We start from the raw sequence: 19238 nt of genomic DNA on the forward strand, positions 1-19238 counted from the left end.
TGTGTCCTGCCCCTCGTGTTCTGCCCGACGGGGTCACAGCCGTACGGTCTTCAACGCGAACTGGCACGCGGCCGTGAAGTAGGGCCGCAGTTCCGTACGCCGGTGGGTGGGCGCCGACGGCACCGGCTTGCGGCCGAGCGCCCTGCGGGACTTGCGCACCGCCCGGGTCAGCACGGTCGGCGGCGCCGCCACGGCCTCCTTGAGCACCGGGCGGGCGAAGGTGAACACGTTGATCGGCGCGAGGACGTCGGTCGCCAGCTTGGCCAGCTGCACGCGGGGCGCGTCGGGCGCCGCACGCAGCCAGAAGTCCCAGATGACTTCCTTCTCGTCGTCGTCAGTGTGTTCCCGCACCAGGGCGGCGCAGTCGAGGTCCACCGCCACCCGGCCGTCGCCCTCGTCGCGCAGCGGGAAGGTCAGCACCCGCTCCTTGTCCCGGCGGTGCACGGCCTCCACGATGGCGCCCGCGGCGGGCCGCGCGCCCCACAGATCGGCGCGTACCGCGATGGTCCGTTCGTCGACCTTGACCGGGCCGACCTCGGCGTGCACGTCACGCAGCGCGCTGCGCAGCCGCAGCCCGCCGTCCTCGTGCAGGTACGGCAGCAGCAGCGCCAGGGAAGGACCCTGTGCGCGCGGCAGTTCCACGGAGAGCAGGTCCCGGGTGTCGCAGCCGTAGCCGTCGGTGGTCAGCGCCACCTCGCGCTCGCCCTCGCGGGTGGCCAGGGACAGCTCCCAGGTGCCCTGCGGCAGCCCGGCGTCCCAGGGCACGACGGCGTCGCCCGCGGCGGTGAACGGGAAGCGGTGCGCCTCGCCGCCGGCGCCGCCCTTGCGGAGCACCAGGTCGGCCTGCCCGGCGCTGGGCGGCAGCGTGCCCACGGCGACGTGGACCGAGCCCTCCCGGTCCACCCGGGCCGTGGCGTGGGTGGGCAGCTCCTTGCGGGCGAACGCCTCCTCGAGGATGGCCTCGAAGCGTTCGCGGCTGGCCCGCTCGTGGAAGCGCTCGGCGTTGCGGATGCCGGCGGCGGCCATCTTCAGGCGCAGTCCGTCGTCCTGGACCAGGCGCCGGATGGCCTCGGTCATCGCGTCCACGTCACCGCGCGGGACGATCAGCCCGTCCTCGCCGTCGGTGAGGATGTTGCGCGGCCCGTGGTCGGCGTCCGTGGCGACGACGGGCAGCCCGGCGGCCATCGCCTCCACGATGACGTTGCCGAACGCCTCCCGCTTGGAGGGCAGCACGAAGATGGAGCCCTTGCCGAACTCCGGGGTGACGGGCGAGGTCTGGCCCATCAGCAGGATGCTGTTGGACAGCCCCAGTTCCTCGATGCGGGCCCGCAGCTTCTTCTTCTCGGTGCCGTGGCCGTAGATGCGCAGGGTCCAGTCCGGTGCGTCGGCGTGGACCCTGGCGAAGGCCTCGATCAGCAGGGCGTGGTTCTTGTTGTCGGTCAGGTGACCGGCGGAGACCACCACCTTGTTGGTGCCGCTGGAGCGGATCGTGGAGGCCGGCACGCAGTTGGGCATCACCGCGAGGCGGTTGCGCACCGCGGGCACCTGACGGGCGAGGGCGGCGACCTCCTCCGGGGTGAGCGCCGTGAGGGCGTCCAGGTGCCGGTAGGCCGGGAAGAGCCGCTCCTTGATGTCCTTGGCGTAGATGGCGGGCATCGAGTGTTCCTGGGTGACCTTGAGGTAGTCACCGCGCGCCTGGGTCAGCATGATCGTGTTGCGCGGGCTGGAGCTGACGAGCACGTCGGCGTCGGTGGTGTCGAAGTACTCCAGCAGCCGCAGCTCCGCGAGCCGGCTCACCACCGGCGTCTTGGCACCGGCGTTGGGCGGGTAGATCAGCGGGAACTTCTCGGACAGCGGATTGTCCACGTCGGACACCGGGGAGTGGGGCCGCATGTCGCTGAGCACCCGGACCGACACCCGCGGGTCCAGCGGGAAGTACGACTCGTCGCGCACCTTGCGCAGGGCCACGATCTCGACGTCGTGCCGCTCGGCCAGCGCCCCGGCGAGGTTCTGCGTCGCGCTGACCACGCCCCCCATGTGGCACAAGTCCCGGACGAGGAATGCGATCTTCACTTGGCGACTTCTCTCTGCTCCCGGGAAGGGGCTGGTCAGGCCCTTCCCCCACCCCGGACCACACGGGTGTGGCCACATCCTCCTCATAACGTACACACGGATGTTGGACAGCAGATCACAACCCTGAAACACCTGTGTAACCCTGCGGACGGCAAGGGGCCGTCACGCAGGGCCGTTGTCACAGGCGCCGGGGGCGGCAGCGGCGGGCCGGGGGGTCAGAACGGCTCGAAGCCGTCGAACTCCTCCTGGGCCTCGTCTCGTTCGGCCTCGCGGTCCCGGCGTCGCTGGGCGGCCGGGCGGGGCGCCTCGAAGCGGTGGTCCTCGCCGCGGCGGCCGAGCATCTCGGCGCCCGCCGTGACCGAGGGCTCCCAGTCGAAGACGACCGCGTTGTCCTCGGGGCCGATGGCGACGCCGTCGCCGTTGCGGGCGCCCGCCTTCATCAACCGCTCCTCGACACCGAGGCGGTTGAGCCGGTCGGAGAGGTAGCCGACGGCCTCGTCGTTGCTGAAGTCGGTCTGGCGCACCCAGCGTTCGGGCTTCTCGCCGCGCACCCGGAACAGGCCGTCCTCCTCGCGGGTGACGGTGAAGCCCGCGTCGTCCACGGCCTTGGGCCGGATGACGATCCGGGTGGCCTCCTCCTTGGGCCGGGCGGCACGCGCCGTGGCGACCAGCTCGGCCAGCGCGAAGGACAGCTCCTTCAGGCCCATGTGGGCCACGGCCGACACCTCGAAGACCCGGTAGCCGCGCGCCTCGAGGTCCGGCCGGACCATCTCGGCGAGGTCCTTGCCGTCGGGCACGTCGATCTTGTTGAGGACGACGATCCGGGGCCGGCGGTCCAGGCCGCCGTACTCGCGCAGCTCGGCCTCGATGACGTCCAGGTCGGACAGCGGGTCGCGCTCGGACTCCAGCGTCGCCGTGTCCAGGACGTGCACCAGCACGCTGCACCGCTCCACGTGCCGCAGGAACTCCAGGCCCAGGCCCTTGCCCTGGCTGGCGCCGGGGATGAGACCGGGCACGTCGGCGACGGTGTACACGGTCGACCCGGCCGTCACCACGCCCAGGTTGGGGACGAGCGTCGTGAACGGGTAGTCGGCGATCTTCGGCTTGGCCGCGCTCAGCACGGAGATCAGCGAGGACTTGCCGGCGCTCGGGTAGCCGACCAGCGCCACGTCGGCGACGGTCTTCAGCTCCAGGTGGATGTCCTGGACGTCGCCGGGCTCGCCGAGCAGCGCGAACCCGGGCGCCTTGCGCCGCGCGGAGGCCAGCGCCGCGTTGCCGAGGCCGCCCCGGCCGCCCTGCGCGGCGACGTAGGAGGTGCCGTGGCCGACCAGGTCGGCCAGCACGTTGCCCGCGTCGTCGAGGACCACGGTGCCGTCCGGTACGGGCAGGACCAGGTCCTGGCCGTCCTTGCCGGAGCGGTTGCCGCCCTCGCCGGGCTTGCCGTTGGTGGCCTCGCGGTGCGGGGAGTGGTGGTAGTCGAGGAGCGTGGTCACCGACTGGTCCACGGTGAGGATCACGTCGCCGCCCCGGCCGCCGTTGCCGCCGTCCGGGCCGCCGAGCGGCTTGAACTTCTCACGGTGGACGGAGGCACAGCCGTGGCCTCCGTTACCCGCGGCGACGTGCAGTTCGACGCGGTCCACGAAGGTGGTCATGGGATGTGCCTCCAGTTACTGCTTACTGCGGGGATGTCTCTTGGGTAACACGCGAAAGGCGGACCCGCTTCCCCTCGGGGAAGTGAGGCCCGCCTCGCGAAAGTGTCCGATCAGGCGACCGGGACGATGTTCACGACCTTGCGGCCACGGTGGGTGCCGAACTGCACCGCACCGGCCTGCAGCGCGAACAGCGTGTCGTCGCCGCCACGGCCGACGCCGGCGCCGGGGTGGAAGTGCGTGCCGCGCTGGCGGACCAGGATCTCACCCGCGTTGACGGCCTGACCGCCGAAGCGCTTCACGCCGAGCCGCTGGGCATTCGAGTCGCGACCGTTCCGGGTGGACGATGCGCCCTTCTTGTGTGCCATGTCTCCTCAGTCCCTTACTTCGCAGCCGCGGGGATCTCAGTGACCTTGATCGCCGTGTACTGCTGGCGGTGGCCCTGACGACGGCGGTAGCCGGTCTTGTTCTTGTAGCGCAGAATGTCGATCTTCTGGCCCTTGTGGTGGTCCACGACCTCGGCCTGGACCTTGATGCCGGCCAGCACCCACGGGTCGCTGGTCACAGCGTCGCCGTCAACAACGAGCAGGGTCGAGAGCTCGACCGTGTCGCCTACCTGGGCGGTGGAAATCTTGTCAACCTCAACGATGTCGCCGACAGCAACCTTGTGCTGGCGACCACCGCTGCGCACGATGGCGTACACGCGGATCTCACTCTCTCGCTCGGAACGGCACCCCCGCAGTCCAGCCACCCGGTGACACACGGACAGCCTCTCCCGGCCGGGGCCACGAGGGCCCGTACCCGGAAGGAAAGAGGTTTACGGGGATGTGACGCGTCAGTCGACACGCCGACGCTCAAGATTACGGGGCCGCACGACAGGGGTCAAACCGGGCCCCCGGCGTCAACCGGAGACGGCCGCGACGTACTCGGCGTACGCCTCCCCCGCCCGCGCGGGCGACAGGTCGAGGTGCTCCAGGATCGTGTACCGGCCGGGCCGGGTCTGCGGCGCGAAGCCCACGGCCCGCACGAACTCCGCGTCGTCGAACCCGATCTCCCGGGCGGTCACCGGCAGCCCGTGCCGGCGCAGCGTGTCCGCCGTCAGCAGGGCGCCCTCCCGGTCGCCGCGCAGATACGTCGCGAAGGCCGCGCCGAGGCCCACCTGCTCGCCGTGGCTGGCCGCGCGCCGGGGATACAGCAGGTCGAGGGCGTGGCTGATCTCGTGGCAGGCACCGGACGAGGGGCGGGTGTGCCCGGCGATGGTCATGGCGATGCCGGACAGCACCAGGCCCTCGGTCAGCACGGTCAGGAACGCGTCGTCGCCGCAGCCTCCCGGGTGGCGCAGCACGGCCTGACCGGCCTGCCGGGCGAGGGCGGCGGCGAGGCCGTCGACCTTCTCGCCGTTCACCCGGTGGGCCAGCTCCCAGTCGGCGACCGCGGAGATGTTGGAGACGGCGTCGCCGATCCCGGAGCGCACGAAGCGGATCGGCGCCTCGCGGATCACCGCGAGGTCGACGACGAGCGCGATGGGCGTCGGCACGCCGTAGGAGCCGCGGCCCGCGTCGTTGTCGAGGATCGAGACCGGCGAGCAGATGCCGTCGTGGGACAGGTTGGTGGCCACGGCGACCATGGGCAGGCCGACCCGGGCCGCGGCGAACTTGGCGCAGTCGATGACCTTGCCGCCGCCCAGACCGACCACCGCGTCGTAGCGCCCCGCCTTCATGCCGTCGGCCAGCCGCACCGCGTCGTCGATCGTGCCGCCGCCGACCTCGAACCAGTGGGCGCCGGGCAGGGACGGCTCCAGCCGCCGGCGCAGCCGTGCCCCCGAGCCGCCGCTGACCGCCACGGCCAGCTTCCCGGACTGCGAGATCCGCTGGTCCGCGAGGACGCTCGCCAGGTCGTCCAGGGCGCCCGGCCGGACGTCCACGACGAGCGGCGAGGGGATGAGCCTCGTCAGTACCGGCACGCGGTCTCCTCTCCTCGCCCGTCACCGCGGCGACGCGGCTGTCGTTGATGATGCGCCCGGGAGGACCCGGGGAAACGTGTGGCCCCGTCCGGGCGGAATCCCTCCGGACGGGGCCACACGTTTTTGGACAGGTGCCGGATCAGCCCTCGTCGGTGGCGGCCGTGACCGACGACGGTGCCTGCTGGGCGGCCGCCGCGGTCTTCTTCGACGCCGTCTTCTTGGCCGTGGCCTTCTTGGCGGTCGTCGTCTTGGCCGTCTTCTTGGCGGTGGCCTTCTTCGCGGTCGTCGCCTTCTTGGCCGCGGTCTTCTTGGTGGCGGCCTTCTTCGCCGTCGCCTTCTTGGCCGTCTTGCGGGCCGCCGCCTTCTTGGCCGGGGCGGCCTCGGCGTCGGTCTGCTCCTCGGCCTGCCCGGCCGCGTCCTGTGCCGGGACCGACGGGACGACCACGACGGCCGCCTCCTCGGACGCGGTGGACGTGGTGGGCTTGCGCACCGCGCGGCGCCGCGGACGGGCCGGGGCGGCGCTCTCGGCCACCTCGGCGGCGGCCGGGGCCTCAGGCGCCTGCTCCGGCTGCGCGGACGGCTCCGGCCCCTCGGCCACCACGGTCTCCGGGACCGTCAGGACGGCGGCCTCGGCGCCCTCGGGCGAACCGGCCGGTGCGGACACCTTCCGGGTGGCCCGGCGGCGGGTACGGCCCTTGGGCGCGGCCTCCTCCGGCGCGGCCACCGACGCCTCGGACGGAGCCGGGGCGGGGGCCCCGGAGACCGCGTCCTCGACGGCGGCGGGCTCGGCCAGCACCTCGGCGGCGGGCTCGCGCCGCACGGGACGCTCGACCTCCTCCCGCACCGTGACGTCCTGCGCGGTCGGCGCCTCGGCGGGCGCGGACTCGGCCTTGGCGGCCTCGCCCTGCGCGGCCTTCGGCGCACCGGCCGGGGCGGACGCCCGACGGCTGGCGCGACGGCGGCCACGGCCCCGCGTGGCGGCGGCCTCGGCCTCGGCGGCGCTGCTGTACAGCTCCTCGTCCGCGCTGAAGTCGGGCGCCGGGAGGGCGACCGGCTCGGCCACCTCGGCGGCCACCTCGGCCTCGGACTCGGTGTCCGCCTCCTGCTCCGCCGTGGGGCCGGTCTCGACCCCGGCGACGGCCTCGTGCTCGTGCGGCTGCTCGCCGCCGGCCCGGGCCCGCTTGCGGCGCTTGCCACCGCCGCCGCCCGCGGCGGACGCCGGCTGGTCGAGGTGGACGATGACACCGCGGCCGTTGCAGTGGACGCAGGTCTCCGAGAACGACTCCAGCAGGCCCTGTCCGACCCGCTTGCGGGTCATCTGCACCAGACCCAGCGAGGTCACCTCGGCGACCTGGTGCTTGGTCCGGTCCCGGCCCAGGCACTCCAGCAGACGCCGCAGCACCAGGTCCCGGTTGGACTCCAGGACCATGTCGATGAAGTCGATGACGATGATGCCGCCGAGGTCGCGCAGCCTCAGCTGACGCACGATCTCCTCGGCCGCCTCCAGGTTGTTCCTGGTGACCGTCTCCTCGAGGTTGCCGCCCTGACCGGTGAACTTGCCGGTGTTGACGTCGACGACGACCATCGCCTCGGTCCGGTCGATCACCAGCGAACCGCCGCTGGGCAGCCAGACCTTGCGGTCCAGCGCTTTGGCCAGCTGCTCGTCGATCCGGTACGTGGCGAAGACGTCGACCTCGCTGGTCCACTTGGACAGCCGCTCGGCGAGGTCCGGCGCCACGTGGGACACGTAGCCGTGGATGGTCTGCCAGGCTTCGTCGCCGCTGACGACGACCTTGGAGAAGTCCTCGTTGAAGATGTCGCGCACGACCCGGACGGTCATGTCCGGCTCGCCGTAGAGCAGCGAGGGCGCGTTCGAGCTGCCGCCGCTCTTCGCCTTCTTCTGGATGTCCTCCCACTGCGCCTGGAGCCGCTCGACGTCGCGGCGCAGCTCGTCCTCGCTGGCGCCCTCGGCGGCGGTGCGCACGATGACGCCCGCGTCCTCGGGGACGATCTTCTTCAGGATCGTCTTCAGCCGGGACCGCTCGGTGTCGGGCAGCTTGCGGCTGATGCCGGTCATCGAGCCCTCGGGCACGTAGACCAGGTAGCGGCCGGGCAGCGAGACCTGGCTGGTCAGGCGGGCGCCCTTGTGACCGATCGGGTCCTTGGTGACCTGCACCAGGACCGGCTGGCCGGACTTGAGGGCGGACTCGATGCGGCGCGGGCCGTTGGCCATGCCCAGCGCCTCGAAGTTGACCTCACCGGCGTACAGGACGGCGTTGCGGCCCTTGCCGATGTCGATGAAGGCGGCCTCCATCGACGGCAGCACGTTCTGCACCTTGCCGAGGTAGACGTTGCCGACGTACGAGGTGGCCTGCTCCTTGTTGACGTAGTGCTCGACGAGCACCCCGTCCTCCAGGACGCCGATCTGGGTGCGCTCGCCGTGCTGGCGGACGACCATGACGCGCTCGACGGCCTCGCGGCGGGCCAGGAACTCGGCCTCGGTGATGATCGGCACGCGCCGGCGGCCCTGCTCGCGGCCCTCCCGGCGGCGCTGCTTCTTGGCCTCCAGACGGGTCGAGCCCTTGATGGACTGCACCTCGTCGGACGGCTCGCTCTTCTCCCGCGCGGGCCGCGGCTCGCGGACCTTGACGACGGTGCGCTCGGGGTCGTCGGAGGAGGACTCGGCCTCCCCGGAGCCGTCCCCGGCCCGGCGGCGACGGCGACGGCGGCGCCGGCTGCTGCTGGAACCGCTCTCCCCGGCGGCCTCCTCGCCGTCCTCGGCGTCCTCCTCCGCCTGCTCGGCGGTGTCCGAAGCGTCCTGCTCGGCCCGGTCGGCGGCGGCGTACTCGCCCTCGCCGTCCGCCAGGTCGCCGTCGGCGGCGTCACCCCGGCGGCGGCGGCGGCCGCCCCGGCGACGACGACGGCGCGAGCCGGACTCCTCGTAGCCGTCGGCGTCGTCGTGGTCCTCGCCCGACTCGTCGGACTCGGCGTCGGACTCGGGCTCGGGCTCGGGCTCGGTGTCGGCCTCCGCCTGGGGCTCGGCCTGGGTGACGGCGGCGGTGGCCCGCTCCTCGGCGGCCTCCTCGGCGGCGGCGCCCCGGCGCTTGCGGCGGCGGCGCGATCCTGCGGACTGCTCCTCCGGAGCCTCCGCGCTCTCCATCTCCTCGACGGGCTTCGCCGGCTCGGCACCGGCCGCCTCGGCGGCGGCCTCGGCCGCGGCCCGCTCGGGCGTCTGGAACTGGGGCTCGGCGAACACCGGCGCCTGGAACACGGCGACCGCGGGACGCGACGGGCGCTTGGGCGCCTCCGCCTCGTCCGACGCCGCGGCGGTCTGCGCCGGGGCGGCGAAACCGGTGGCGGCCTTACGGGTGGACCGGCGGCGCGCACGACGCGGCGCGGCGTCCTCGCCGGACTCGGCGCTCTCCACGGGCGCGGCGGGCGCGGCGCTCTCGGCGGGCGCGGTGGTCTTCGTCGCCTTCGCGGGCGCGGGGGCCGCGGCGGCGGGCTCGGGCGCGCTCGCTTCGGCGGCGGCCTCGGCGGGCGCCTCGGCCGGGGCGGTCACGCGGCGCGTGGCACGACGGCGGGTCCGGCCCTTGGGCGCGGCGCTCTCGGCCTCTTCCGTCTCGGCCTCGGCGGGCTCCGGGGCCACGGCGGCGGGCTCGGTGACGGCCGGCTCGGCTGCGGTCGGCTCGGCTGCGGCCTGCTCGCTGGCCGAGGTCACGCTGCGCGTGGCACGACGGCGGGTACGCCCCTTGGGCGCGGCGCTCTCGGTGGCCTCGACGGGCTCCTCGGCCTGCGCCGGTGCCTCGGCGGCGGGGACCGCGGGCACGACGGTCTCGGCCGCCTCCGCCGCCGCGGGCGCCCCGGCGGGCGCGGCGGCACGGCGTACGGCACGGCGCCGCGGCCGGGCGGGAGCGGGCTCCGGAGCCGGCTCGGGGGCCTCGGCCACCTCGGCGGGGGCCGCCTCGGCCGAGGCGACGGTCTCCGCCGCCGCCTCGGCGGCGCCGGACGGCGGACCCGCCGGGCGGGACGCGGCCCTGCGCCGACGGCGCGGCGGCAGGGTGTCGCTGGGGGTGTTCGATGCGGAGTCCGTCGAAGCGGTCGACGACTCGGTGGGTTCGGTCGGTTCGAGCATGCGGGGGTTTCTCCCGTCAGGCTCCCGGGCGCCGCGCCTGGTCCGGCATCGACATGTCGGCCGACCGCCGGTGACGTCCGCGGCTCGCGCGGTGCGCGATTGCCGCCGTCCGGGGCGCGGGCGCCGCTCGGAAGCTCTCCGTGTCTTGTCTCGCCGGTTCCGTACCCCTTGTCGTGCACGGCCTGGCGAAAGTCTTGTGGTCGGTGCGCTGCCCGACCCAGGTGGCTCCCGAGTTCGAGGGCGGCGCTACGACGTCCGTCCCTACGCGGAACCTTCCTTACGCCGGCGCCTTCGCGGCGGCGGAAGCGGCGGCCGGATGCGGCACGGGCGCTTCTGCCTCGCGGTCGGGCGCGAGCGGGTCGGTCACCGCACCGGTCTCTTCATCGAACAGCCCCTGCGCCAGCCTGGTCACCGCTGCGGGGACCGGCGGCGCCAGGTCGGCCACGGCGCGAAGACCGGACAGGACGTCGTCGGGTCGTACGGCAGGCGTCACGTGCCGAACAACCAGCCGCAGTATCGCACAGGGCCGGTCGGTCGGCCTATCAGCCGGTGAATCGTGCGTGGTGACGCTCTCGAGGTGCGCGACGGCGGAGCGGGTGTCGAAGGTGCGGACGCCGTTCTTCGTACGGCGCTGGACCTCCACCGCCGGGGCCGCGTTGAACGCCGCGACGGCGGCTTCGGCCTCGGCGGACTCCACACCGTCCAGCCGCAGCTCCCACACGGAGGCCGTCAGCCGGTCGGCGAGCCCGGAGGTCCGGGCCTCGACCGCCTCGACGACGTCGAGCCCGGCGGGCAGCGACTCGTCGAGGAGCAGCCGCAGCCGCTCCGGGTCGCGCGCTTCGGTGAGCGCGATCTCCAGGTACTCCGCCTCACTGCCCGTGCCGGTGGGTGCGGCATTGGCGTACGACACCTTCGGGTGCGGGGTGAACCCCGCCGAGTACGCCATCGGCACCTCGGCGCGGCGCAGCGCACGCTCGAAGGCGCGCTGGAAGTCACGGTGGCTGGTGAACCGGAGGCGGCCGCGCTTGGTGTAGCGCAGTCGGATGCGCTGCACCGCGGGAACGGGCGGCGGGCCTTCGGGCTGTCGCTTGCCCAGTGTCGTTCAGTCCTTCGTGAGAGCGGTCGTACTCCTACCAAGAGTACGTGCCTCGGCGGCGGATGGTTCCCGCCGGTCCACCGGCCGGCGCCCGGCGGGGTCCCCGAAGAGCATCCGGCGTACATCGGCGCGGGCCTGCCGTACGGACAGCCGGGCCGAGGCCAGCGCCTGCCGGGTCGCCCGCCCCGCGGCGCGGCCCGCCGCGGCGAGCGGCCGCAGGACGGCGTCCCGCACGGCGTGCCCGGCCGGGGTCAGCACACTCCGGTACACCCAGCGCGCCGGTTCGGCCACGGTCCACCGCAGGACGGTGCCGAGGAACCGCCCGATGGCGCGCGAGAGGTGCCCGGCGATCCGCCAGGCGTGCCCGAGGGCGTCCGCCACCTCCCGTCCGACGACGGCGAGCACCCGGCCGATCGGAGTGAACACCCACCGCCACACGGCGAGGGCCGGCAGTACCAGCAGCACCCGGACGGTCCAGTACAGAACGAACCCGACCCCGGTGACGACCAGCCCCACACCCCGCGCCACCTGCCTGCCGCACCAGACGAGCCCCCTGCCGCACCAGGCAAGCGCGTGCCCGACCGGGGTGAGCACCCACCGGTACAGCCACACCGCCGGTACCACGAGCAGGTACCGCCCGAGCCACGCCAGACCGGCGTACAGCCCGCGTCCGATCGCCGCGAGCACCGCGCCCACCCGGGTGAAGAACCAGCCGAGCCCGTGCCCGACCGGGGTCAGCACCCACCGGTACAGCCACACCGCCGGCACCACGAGCAGCACGTGCCCCAGCCACCCCACGCCCTTGGCCAGCGGCACGACGACGTACCGCCACAGCCCGACCAGCGGCCACACGAAGAGGGCCCGCCCCAGCCACGCCAGCGCCCGCCCGGCCGGACGCAGCACCGTGTCCCGCAGGAACCGCCCCGCGACGACCAGCGCGTCCCACACCATGCGCACCGGCAGGACCAGCACCAGCACCACGATCCGCACCGGTATCCGGACCGCCACGGCCAGACACCCCTCGGCGTCCGACCGGCGCACCGGCTCCCCCTGCCCGGCCTGCGGTTCCGCACCGGGCGCCTTCTCCACGTCCACCATGCTCACAAGGACGCCGCGGGACCCGGTTCGGATCCCAGGGAGTCCGACTCAGGACCCGGTGACCGGCACCAGCGTCAGATACGTGATGCCGAGGACGTCGCGATAGCCGTTGATCCAGGAGGACCGCTGGCCGTCGACCCGCTCCCGGGTCTCGGCGGCAAGGGGGTGGTCCGGGTGAGCGGCGAGCCACAGCTCCGTGTCATGGCGGTAGCCGGACTCGAACTCCTCCCACTCCTCCCTGCTCGCCGACTCGATCCAGGCCGGCCGGAAGCCGGACGCGACCGCGAGGTCGACCAGCGGGCCGAGCTCCAGGTGATCGCCCGCGCGCGCCCCGGGCCACATGGCCGCCAGTTCCGCCTCCGACGGGAGGCGCTCCCAGAAGCCCTCGCCGAGCACGACGCGGCCGCCGGGGCGGACCAGGCGGCGCAGCTCGCGCAGCACGACACCGGGATCGTACGGCTGCCCCGGGTCGCACAGCGCCTGGCCGGAGCCCAGGCAGAGCACCGCGTCCACGGGCCCGCGTCGCGTGCCGAGGGCCGACTCCGCCACGAACTCGACCCGATCGGCGAGCCCGCGTTCCTTCGCTAGCTCCCTGCCCCTGGCCAGGTCTTCGGCGTTGACGTCCAGGCCCACGCCCGTCGCCCCGGGGACGGACTCCAGGACACGGAGCAGCAGTTCGCCCCAGCCGCAGCCGATGTCGAGGACGGTCGCGGGCGAGGCGGCGGCGAGCCGCGCGACCATCCGCCCGGCTCGGACTTCGGACAGCGGCCCGTGGAACGTCAGACTGCCGAGACGCGGGGGAAGATCGGAAGCGGTCATACGACGGACGGTAATTCCCCCCGAGCAGCATGCCGAGCGATTTAACTACGGCCCGCCGGCCATGCACGGGACTCCCCGTGGTCAGCCGGCCGGAGCGCTGTTCTTGACCGTCAGCGGCAGCAGCTTCTTGCCGGTGGGGCCGACCTGGATCTCGGTGTCCATCGCGGGGCACACCCCGCAGTCGAAGCACGGGGTCCAGCGGCAGTCGTCGACCTCGGTCTCGTCGAGGGCGTCCTGCCAGTCCTCCCAGAGCCACTCCTTGTCGAGGCCGGAGTCGAGGTGGTCCCAGGGGAGGACCTCCTCATAGCCGCGCTCGCGGGTGGTGTACCAGTCGACGTCGACGCCGGTCGGTGCCAGGGCCTTGTCGGCGCAGGCCATCCAGCGGTCGTAGGAGAAGTGCTCGCGCCAGCCGTCGAAGCGGCCGCCGTCGTCGTAGACGGCGCGGATGACGGCGCCGAGGCGGCGGTCGCCGCGGGAGAGGAGGCCCTCGACGATGCCGGGCTTGCCGTCGTGGTAGCGGAAGCCGATGGAGCGGCCGTACTTCTTGTCGCCGCGGATCTTGTCGCGGAGCTTCTGGAGGCGGGCGTCGGTCTCCTCGGCGGAGAGCTGCGGGGCCCACTGGAAGGGGGTGTGGGGCTTGGGGACGAAGCCGCCGATCGAGACCGTGCAGCGGATGTCGCCGGAGCCGGAGACCTCGCGGCCCTTGGCGATGACGCGGGTGGCCATGTCGGCGATCTGGAGGACGTCGTCGTCGGTCTCGGTGGGCAGGCCGCACATGAAGTACAGCTTCACCTGCCGCCAGCCGTTGCCGTAGGCCGTGGCGACGGTCCGGATGAGGTCGTCCTCGGAGACCATCTTGTTGATGACCTTGCGGATGCGCTCGGAGCCGCCCTCGGGGGCGAAGGTGAGGCCGGAGCGGCGGCCGTTGCGGGTCAGCTCGTTGGCCAGGTCGATGTTGAAGGCGTCGACGCGGGTGGAGGGGAGGGACAGGCCGATCTTGTCCTCCTCGTACCGGTCGGCGAGGCCCTTGGCGACGTCGGCGATCTCCGTGTGGTCGGCGGAGGAGAGGGACAGCAGGCCGACCTCTTCGAAGCCGGTGGCCTTCAGGCCCTTGTCGACCATCTCGCCGATGCCGGTGATGGAGCGCTCGCGGACCGGGCGGGTGATCATGCCGGCCTGGCAGAAGCGGCAGCCGCGGGTGCAGCCGCGGAAGATCTCCACGGACATGCGCTCGTGGACGGTCTCGGCGAGCGGGACGAGGGGCTGCTTGGGGTAGGGCCACTCGTCGAGGTCCATGACGGTGTGCTTGCTGACCCGCCACGGGACGCCGGAGCGGTTGGGGACGACGCGGGCGATACGGCCGTCGGGGAGGTACTCGACGTCGTAGAAGCCGGGGACGTAGACGCCGCCGGTCTTGGCGAGACGCAGGAGGAGTTCCTCGCGGCCGCCGGGGCGGCCCTCGGCCTTCCAGGCGCGGATGATCGCCGTGATCTCCAGGACGGCCTGCTCGCCGTCGCCGATGACGGCGCAGTCGATGAAGTCGGCGATCGGCTCGGGGTTGAAGGCGGCATGGCCGCCGGCCAGGACGACCGGGTCGTCGATGCCGCGGTCCTTGGCCTCCAGGGGGATGCCCGCCAGGTCCAGGGCGGTGAGCATGTTGGTGTAGCCCAGCTCCGTGGAGAAGGAGAGGCCGAAGACGTCGAAGGCGCCGACCGGGCGGTGGCTGTCGACGGTGAACTGCGGGACGGAGTGCTCCCGCATCAGCTCCTCCAGGTCCGGCCACACACTGTAGGTGCGCTCGGCGAGGACGCCCTGCTGCTCGTTGAGCACCTCGTAGAGGATCATGACGCCCTGGTTGGGCAGGCCGACCTCGTAGGCGTCGGGGTACATCAGGGCCCAGCGGACGTCGCAGGATTCCCAGTCCTTGACCGTGGAGTTCAGCTCTCCGCCGACGTATTGGATCGGCTTCTGCACATGCGGGAGCAGGGCTTCGAGCTGCGGAAACACGGACTCGGCGGCCTGGGTGGCTTCGGCAGGCATCTCACGGGACCTTTGTGTGCGGACAGGGGGGACCATCCAGCCTAACCCGGCCGGGACGGTCCCCCTTACCGCTCACCGGGCGGGTGCCGGGCTACGCCGACATCGGTCGCTGCACGGTGATCGACTGGAGCAGGCCGACCGCTATCCACACGGCGAACATGGAGGAGCCGCCGTAGGAGACGAAGGGCAGGGGCAGGCCGGTGACCGGCATGATGCCGAGCGTCATGCCGACGTTCTCGAAGGTCTGGAAGGCGAACCAGGCGACGATCCCGGCGGCGACGACCGTGCCGTACAGGTCGGGGGTGCTGCGGGCGATCTTGCAGGCGCGCCAGAGGACCACGCCGAGCAGGGCGATGATGAGGCCCGCGCCGAGGAAGCCCAGTTCCTCTCCGGCCACGGTGAAGACGAAGTCGGTCTGCTGTTCGGGGACGAACCGGCCGGTGGTCTGGGAGCCGTGGAAGAGGCCGGAGCCGGTGAGTCCGCCGGAGCCGATGGCGATACGGGCCTGGTTGGTGTTGTAGCCGACGCCCGCGGGGTCGAGGGCGGGGTTGGCGAAGGCGGCGAAGCGGGCGATCTGGTACTCGTCCAGGATGCCGAGCTGCCACACGGCGAGCGCCCCGGCGGTGCCGGCGCCGAGCAGTCCGAAGATCCAGCGGTTGCTGGCGCCGGAGGCGAGCAGGATGCCGAGCACGATGATGACCATGACCATGACCGACCCGAGGTCGGGCATCAGCATCACGATGAGCATCGGCACGGTGGCCAGCCCCAGGGCCTGGAGCACGGTGCGCTGGTCGGGGTGCGGCCGGTCCCCCGCATCGACGCGTGCCGCCAGCAGCATCGCCATGCCCAGGATGATCGTGATCTTCACGAACTCCGAGGGTTGCAGGGAGAAGCCGCCCGGGAGCTTGATCCAGGAGTGGGCGCCGTTGATGGTCGAGCCGAGCGGGGTGAGCACCAGCAGGATCAGGAAGACGGACGCGCCGTACAGGAGCGGCACGGCGGTGCGCAGGGCGCGGTGGCCGAGCCAGACGGTGGCGACCATCAGGGCGAGGCCGATGCCGGTGTTCAGGAGGTGCCGGGTGAGGAAGTAGTACGGGTCGCCCTGGTTGAGTTCGGTGCGGTTGCGGGTCGCGGAGTAGACGAGCAGCGAGCCCATCAGGGACAGCGCGACGGCGGCCAGCAGTATCGGCCAGTCGAGCCGCCGCGCCATGGAGTCCCGGGCGAAGAGGCGGGTCCAGCCGGCCTTCTCGGGTCCGTAGCCGGAGACCTGGAAGCTGTTGGCCCCGGTCATGCGCGCGCCCTCCGGCTTCGTCCGTCGCCGCCGCGCCGGGGGCCGCGCCGTGCGCCGCCTCGGCGTCGTGGGCGGCGGGTGTCGCGGTTCTGGCCGTTCTGGTTGGGGGTGGTCGCCGGCTGGTCGCCTTCCTCGACGGGGGCGTACTCCTCGTCCGGGGAGGCCTTCTCGTCGGGCTGGAGCTCCTTGACGACGTCCCTGGGCATCTTCGGCGAGCGGATGGTGCCGTCCGTCTTGATCTTCGGGAGGCTCGCCTGCGGCTTGGGCAGCAGTGCCTTCTTCGGGTCGATGTCGCCGTCGTCGGAGACGCCGTACAGCGCGTCGTAGATGTTGCGGACGGCGGGTCCCGAGGCGCCGGAGCCGGTGCCGCCCTGGGAGATGGTCATGACGATCGAGTAGTCCTTGGTGTACGTCGCGAACCAGGACGTGGTCTGCTTGCCGTAGACCTCGGCGGTACCGGTCTTGGCGTGCATCGGGATCTTGTCCTGCGGCCAGCCGACCTGGGCGAACCGCCAGGCGGCGGTGCCCCGGCTGGCGACGCCGGCGAGGGCCTCGTCCATCTTGGCCAGCGTGGTCTTGCTTATGGGCAGCTTGCCGTGCGCCGTGGGCCGGATCTCGCGGACGTTCTTGCCGTCGGGGCTGACGACGGCCTTGCCGATGGACGGGTCGTAGAGGGTGCCGCCGTTGGAGATGGCCGAGTAGATGGTGGCCATCTGGATGGGGGTGACGAGGGTGTCGCCCTGGCCGATGGAGTAGTTGATGGAGTCACCGGCGCGCATCTTGTTGCCTTCGAGGCAGTTCTCGTACGCGATCTTCTCGACGTAGGAGCCGTCCTTCTTGCCGGACTTGCACCAGGCGTCCTTGTTGGCCTTCCAGTAGTCCTGCTTCCACTGGCGGTCAGGGACGCGGCCGCTGACCTCGTTGGGGAGGTCGATGCCGGTCTTGGCGCCGAGGCCGAACTGGTGGGCGGCCTTGTAGAAGTAGTCGTTGGGGTGCTTGGGGTTCATCCCGCCGTCCTTCTTCCACTCCTGGTGGGACAGGCGGTAGAAGACGGTGTCGCAGGAGAGTTCCAGGGCGCGGCCGATGGTGATCATGCCTTCGTTGGCCGACTCGAAGTTCTTGAAGACCTGGCCACCGACGTCGTAGGCGCTGGAGCAGTCGTAGTTGCCGTCGAAGTCGTAGCCGGCCTCGACCGCGGCGGCCGAGGAGACGACCTTGAAGATGGAGCCGGGGGCCGCCTGGCCCTGGATGGCGCGGTTGAGCAGCGGGTAGTTGGAGTCCTTGCCGGTGAGCTTCTTGTAGTCCTTGGCGGAGATGCCGCCGACCCAGGCGTTGGGGTCGTAGTCGGGGTTGGAGGCCATGGCGACGACCCGACCGGTCTTGGCCTCCATCACCACGACCGCGCCGGAGTCGGCCTCGTAAGTCCGGTTGGTGTTGCGGTCCATCTCCTTGCGGGCGGCCTTCATCGCCTCGTTCAGCTCGTACTCGGCGACCCGCTGGACGCGGGCGTCGATGCTGGTGACGAGGTTGGAGCCGGGGGTGCCCGCGTCGGACTCGGCCTCGCCGATGACGCGGCCGAGGTTGTCGACCTCGTAGCGGGTGACGCCGGCCTTGCCGCGCAGCGCCTTGTCGTACTGGCGTTCCAGGCCGGAGCGGCCGACCTGGTCGGAGCGCAGGTAGGGCGAGTCGGTGTCCTGGGCCTTTTGCAGTTCCTCGTCGGTGACCGGCGAGAGGTAGCCGAGGACCTGGGCGGTGTTGGACTTGCCGGGGGCTGCGTAGCGGCGTACGGCCATGGGTTCGGCGGTGATGCCGGGGAAGTCCTCGGCGCGCTCGCGGATCTGCAGGGCCTGCTTGACGGTGGCCTCGTCGGTGACGGGGATCGGCTGGTAGGGCGAGCCGTTCCAGCAGGGCTGGGGGGTTTTGGCGTCGCAGAGCCGGACCTTGTCGATGACGTCCTGGGGCTTCATGCCGAGGACGCCGGCCAGCTTGGTGAGGACGGACTTGCCGTCGTCCTTCATCTTCAGCAGGTCGGTGCGGGAGGCGGAGACGACCAGCCGGGTCTCGTTGTCGGCGAGGGCGACGCCGCGGGCGTCCAGGATCGAGCCGCGGGTGGCGGGCTGGACGACCTGCTGGACGTGGTTGCCGGAGGCTTCCTCGGCGTATTCGTCGCCCTGACGGATCTGGAGGTACCAGAGGCGGCCGCCGAGGGTGGCGAGGAGGGAGAGGACGAGGATCTGGATGACGACGAGCCGGGTCTGGACGCGGGTGCTGCGGCCGGTCTCGGGAATGTTAGTCATGGGCGCAGCCCATCCGGTTGAGGGTGGTGGTGGGCGACGGGCGGGCGGTCACTGCTGCCTCCCCCTGACGCAGTGGGTACGGGTGTGCTGGCGGGCCGTCACAGCCGCTTGACCCCCTTGATGCGTCCGGCGCGGGCCACGCGCGCGCGGGCCGCCTTCACCCGCAGCCCGTTGCGCTGTTTGCCGATGCGCAGGCCGGTGCCTCCGGAGAGCCAGCCGGAGGAGATGTCGGGGCTCTGGGCGGCGGCGTTGGTGTCGGCCAGCGGGTCGTGCTCGGCGCGCCGGGCGAGCGCCATGATGCCGGGGACGACGAAGGGCGCGAGCAGCAGGTCGTACAGGGCGGCCGTGAACAGCAGGCTGGGCAGGCCGACGTGGCGGGCGGCGGTGTCGCCGACGAGGGCGCCGACGCCGGCGTAGAGCAGGGTGGTGCCGATGGCGGCGGCGACCACGACGACCATGGGGCCGGTGGCCGAGCGGAGCCGTCCGTTGTCCGGTCTGGCGAGGCCGGCGAGGTAGCCGATGACGCACAGCACCAGGGCGTAGCGGCCGGCGGCGTGGTCGGCGGGCGGGGCCAGGTCGGCGAGGAGGCCGGCGCCGAATCCGACGAGGGCGCCGCCGACGTGGCCGTAGACCAGGGCGAGGCCGAGGACGGTGAGCAGCAGCAGGTCGGGGACGGCGCCGGGCAGGTGGAGGCGGGCGAGGACGCTGACCTGGATCACCAGGGCGACGACGACCAGGGCGACGGACAGCAGGATCCGGTTGACGCGCATGGGGTGA

Annotated in this window: 13 protein-coding genes; all 13 read right to left on the minus strand. The window is 72.5% G+C overall.

Translation table 11 applies throughout. The features are described 5' to 3' along the window. Window positions 1-33: 33 nt before the first annotated feature. The 13 genes from ACIRGB_RS17675 to mreD all read right to left on the minus strand — a co-directional run bounded on the left by ACIRGB_RS17675 (window position 34) and on the right by mreD (window position 19231). Window positions 34-2073, minus strand: coding sequence for a glycosyltransferase family 4 protein (locus ACIRGB_RS17675; RefSeq protein ID WP_403865239.1), 2040 nt, complete (start codon window positions 2071-2073; stop codon window positions 34-36). Window positions 2074-2288: 215 nt separating this feature from the next. Next, complete coding sequence (gene obgE, locus ACIRGB_RS17680) at window positions 2289-3725, minus strand: GTPase ObgE (RefSeq protein ID WP_403865241.1); 1437 nt, start codon at window positions 3723-3725, stop codon at window positions 2289-2291. Window positions 3726-3835: 110 nt separating this feature from the next. Further along, window positions 3836-4090: a 50S ribosomal protein L27 gene (gene rpmA, locus ACIRGB_RS17685; protein WP_003976205.1), complete on the minus strand. Its 255-nt coding sequence runs from the start codon at window positions 4088-4090 to the stop codon at window positions 3836-3838. 14 nt (window positions 4091-4104) lie between these two features. Beyond that, complete coding sequence (gene rplU / locus ACIRGB_RS17690) at window positions 4105-4425, minus strand: 50S ribosomal protein L21 (protein ID WP_007449531.1); 321 nt, start codon at window positions 4423-4425, stop codon at window positions 4105-4107. A 198-nt stretch (window positions 4426-4623) separates the two neighbouring features. Next, window positions 4624-5685, minus strand: coding sequence for an iron-containing alcohol dehydrogenase family protein (locus tag ACIRGB_RS17695; protein ID WP_403865244.1), 1062 nt, complete (start codon window positions 5683-5685; stop codon window positions 4624-4626). Between the two features lie 139 nt (window positions 5686-5824). Next, entirely contained in the window at window positions 5825-9820 is a 3996-nt protein-coding gene (locus tag ACIRGB_RS17700; RefSeq protein ID WP_403865247.1) for an Rne/Rng family ribonuclease, read from the minus strand. A 277-nt stretch (window positions 9821-10097) separates the two neighbouring features. Then, window positions 10098-10874, minus strand: coding sequence for a TIGR03936 family radical SAM-associated protein (locus ACIRGB_RS17705; protein WP_403865250.1), 777 nt, complete (start codon window positions 10872-10874; stop codon window positions 10098-10100). Between the two features lie 48 nt (window positions 10875-10922). Next, window positions 10923-12014: a hypothetical protein gene (locus tag ACIRGB_RS17710; protein WP_403865253.1), complete on the minus strand. Its 1092-nt coding sequence runs from the start codon at window positions 12012-12014 to the stop codon at window positions 10923-10925. Window positions 12015-12062: 48 nt separating this feature from the next. Then, window positions 12063-12833 carry an SAM-dependent methyltransferase gene (locus tag ACIRGB_RS17715; RefSeq protein WP_403865256.1) on the minus strand — a complete coding sequence of 257 codons (771 nt, stop codon included), beginning with the start codon at window positions 12831-12833 and terminating at the stop codon, window positions 12063-12065. A gap of 81 nt (window positions 12834-12914) precedes the next feature. Next, window positions 12915-14873: a TIGR03960 family B12-binding radical SAM protein gene (locus ACIRGB_RS17720; RefSeq protein ID WP_403865258.1), complete on the minus strand. Its 1959-nt coding sequence runs from the start codon at window positions 14871-14873 to the stop codon at window positions 12915-12917. Window positions 14874-14964: 91 nt separating this feature from the next. Continuing rightward, on the minus strand, window positions 14965-16164 hold the full coding sequence (rodA, locus tag ACIRGB_RS17725; RefSeq protein ID WP_403865261.1) for a rod shape-determining protein RodA: 1200 nt from the start codon (window positions 16162-16164) through the stop codon (window positions 14965-14967). After that, entirely contained in the window at window positions 16161-18461 is a 2301-nt protein-coding gene (gene mrdA, locus ACIRGB_RS17730; protein WP_403865264.1) for a penicillin-binding protein 2, read from the minus strand. Before mrdA ends, rodA begins: the two co-directional genes overlap by 4 nt. 98 nt (window positions 18462-18559) lie before the next feature. Beyond that, window positions 18560-19231 carry a rod shape-determining protein MreD gene (mreD, locus tag ACIRGB_RS17735; RefSeq protein ID WP_403865267.1) on the minus strand — a complete coding sequence of 224 codons (672 nt, stop codon included), beginning with the start codon at window positions 19229-19231 and terminating at the stop codon, window positions 18560-18562. Between the last annotated feature and the right edge of the window lie 7 nt (window positions 19232-19238).

This window comes from Streptomyces sp. NPDC102490, assembly GCF_044765285.1.
Lineage (GTDB): Bacteria > Actinomycetota > Actinomycetes > Streptomycetales > Streptomycetaceae > Streptomyces.

Bases quoted from the DNA above. Each gene is read 5' to 3' on its own strand.
- obgE (WP_403865241.1), bottom strand. From the start codon at position 3,725: ATGACCACCTTCGTGGACCGCGTCGAACTGCACGTCGCCGCGGGTAAC.
- rpmA (WP_003976205.1), bottom strand. From the start codon at position 4,090: ATGGCACACAAGAAGGGCGCATCGTCCACCCGGAACGGTCGCGACTCG.
- ACIRGB_RS17700 (WP_403865247.1), bottom strand. From the start codon at position 9,820: ATGCTCGAACCGACCGAACCCACCGAGTCGTCGACCGCTTCGACGGAC.
- ACIRGB_RS17710 (WP_403865253.1), bottom strand. From the start codon at position 12,014: ATGGTGGACGTGGAGAAGGCGCCCGGTGCGGAACCGCAGGCCGGGCAG.
- ACIRGB_RS17715 (WP_403865256.1), bottom strand. From the start codon at position 12,833: ATGACCGCTTCCGATCTTCCCCCGCGTCTCGGCAGTCTGACGTTCCAC.
- ACIRGB_RS17720 (WP_403865258.1), bottom strand. From the start codon at position 14,873: ATGCCTGCCGAAGCCACCCAGGCCGCCGAGTCCGTGTTTCCGCAGCTC.
- rodA (WP_403865261.1), bottom strand. From the start codon at position 16,164: ATGACCGGGGCCAACAGCTTCCAGGTCTCCGGCTACGGACCCGAGAAG.
- mrdA (WP_403865264.1), bottom strand. From the start codon at position 18,461: ATGACTAACATTCCCGAGACCGGCCGCAGCACCCGCGTCCAGACCCGG.
- mreD (WP_403865267.1), bottom strand. From the start codon at position 19,231: ATGCGCGTCAACCGGATCCTGCTGTCCGTCGCCCTGGTCGTCGTCGCC.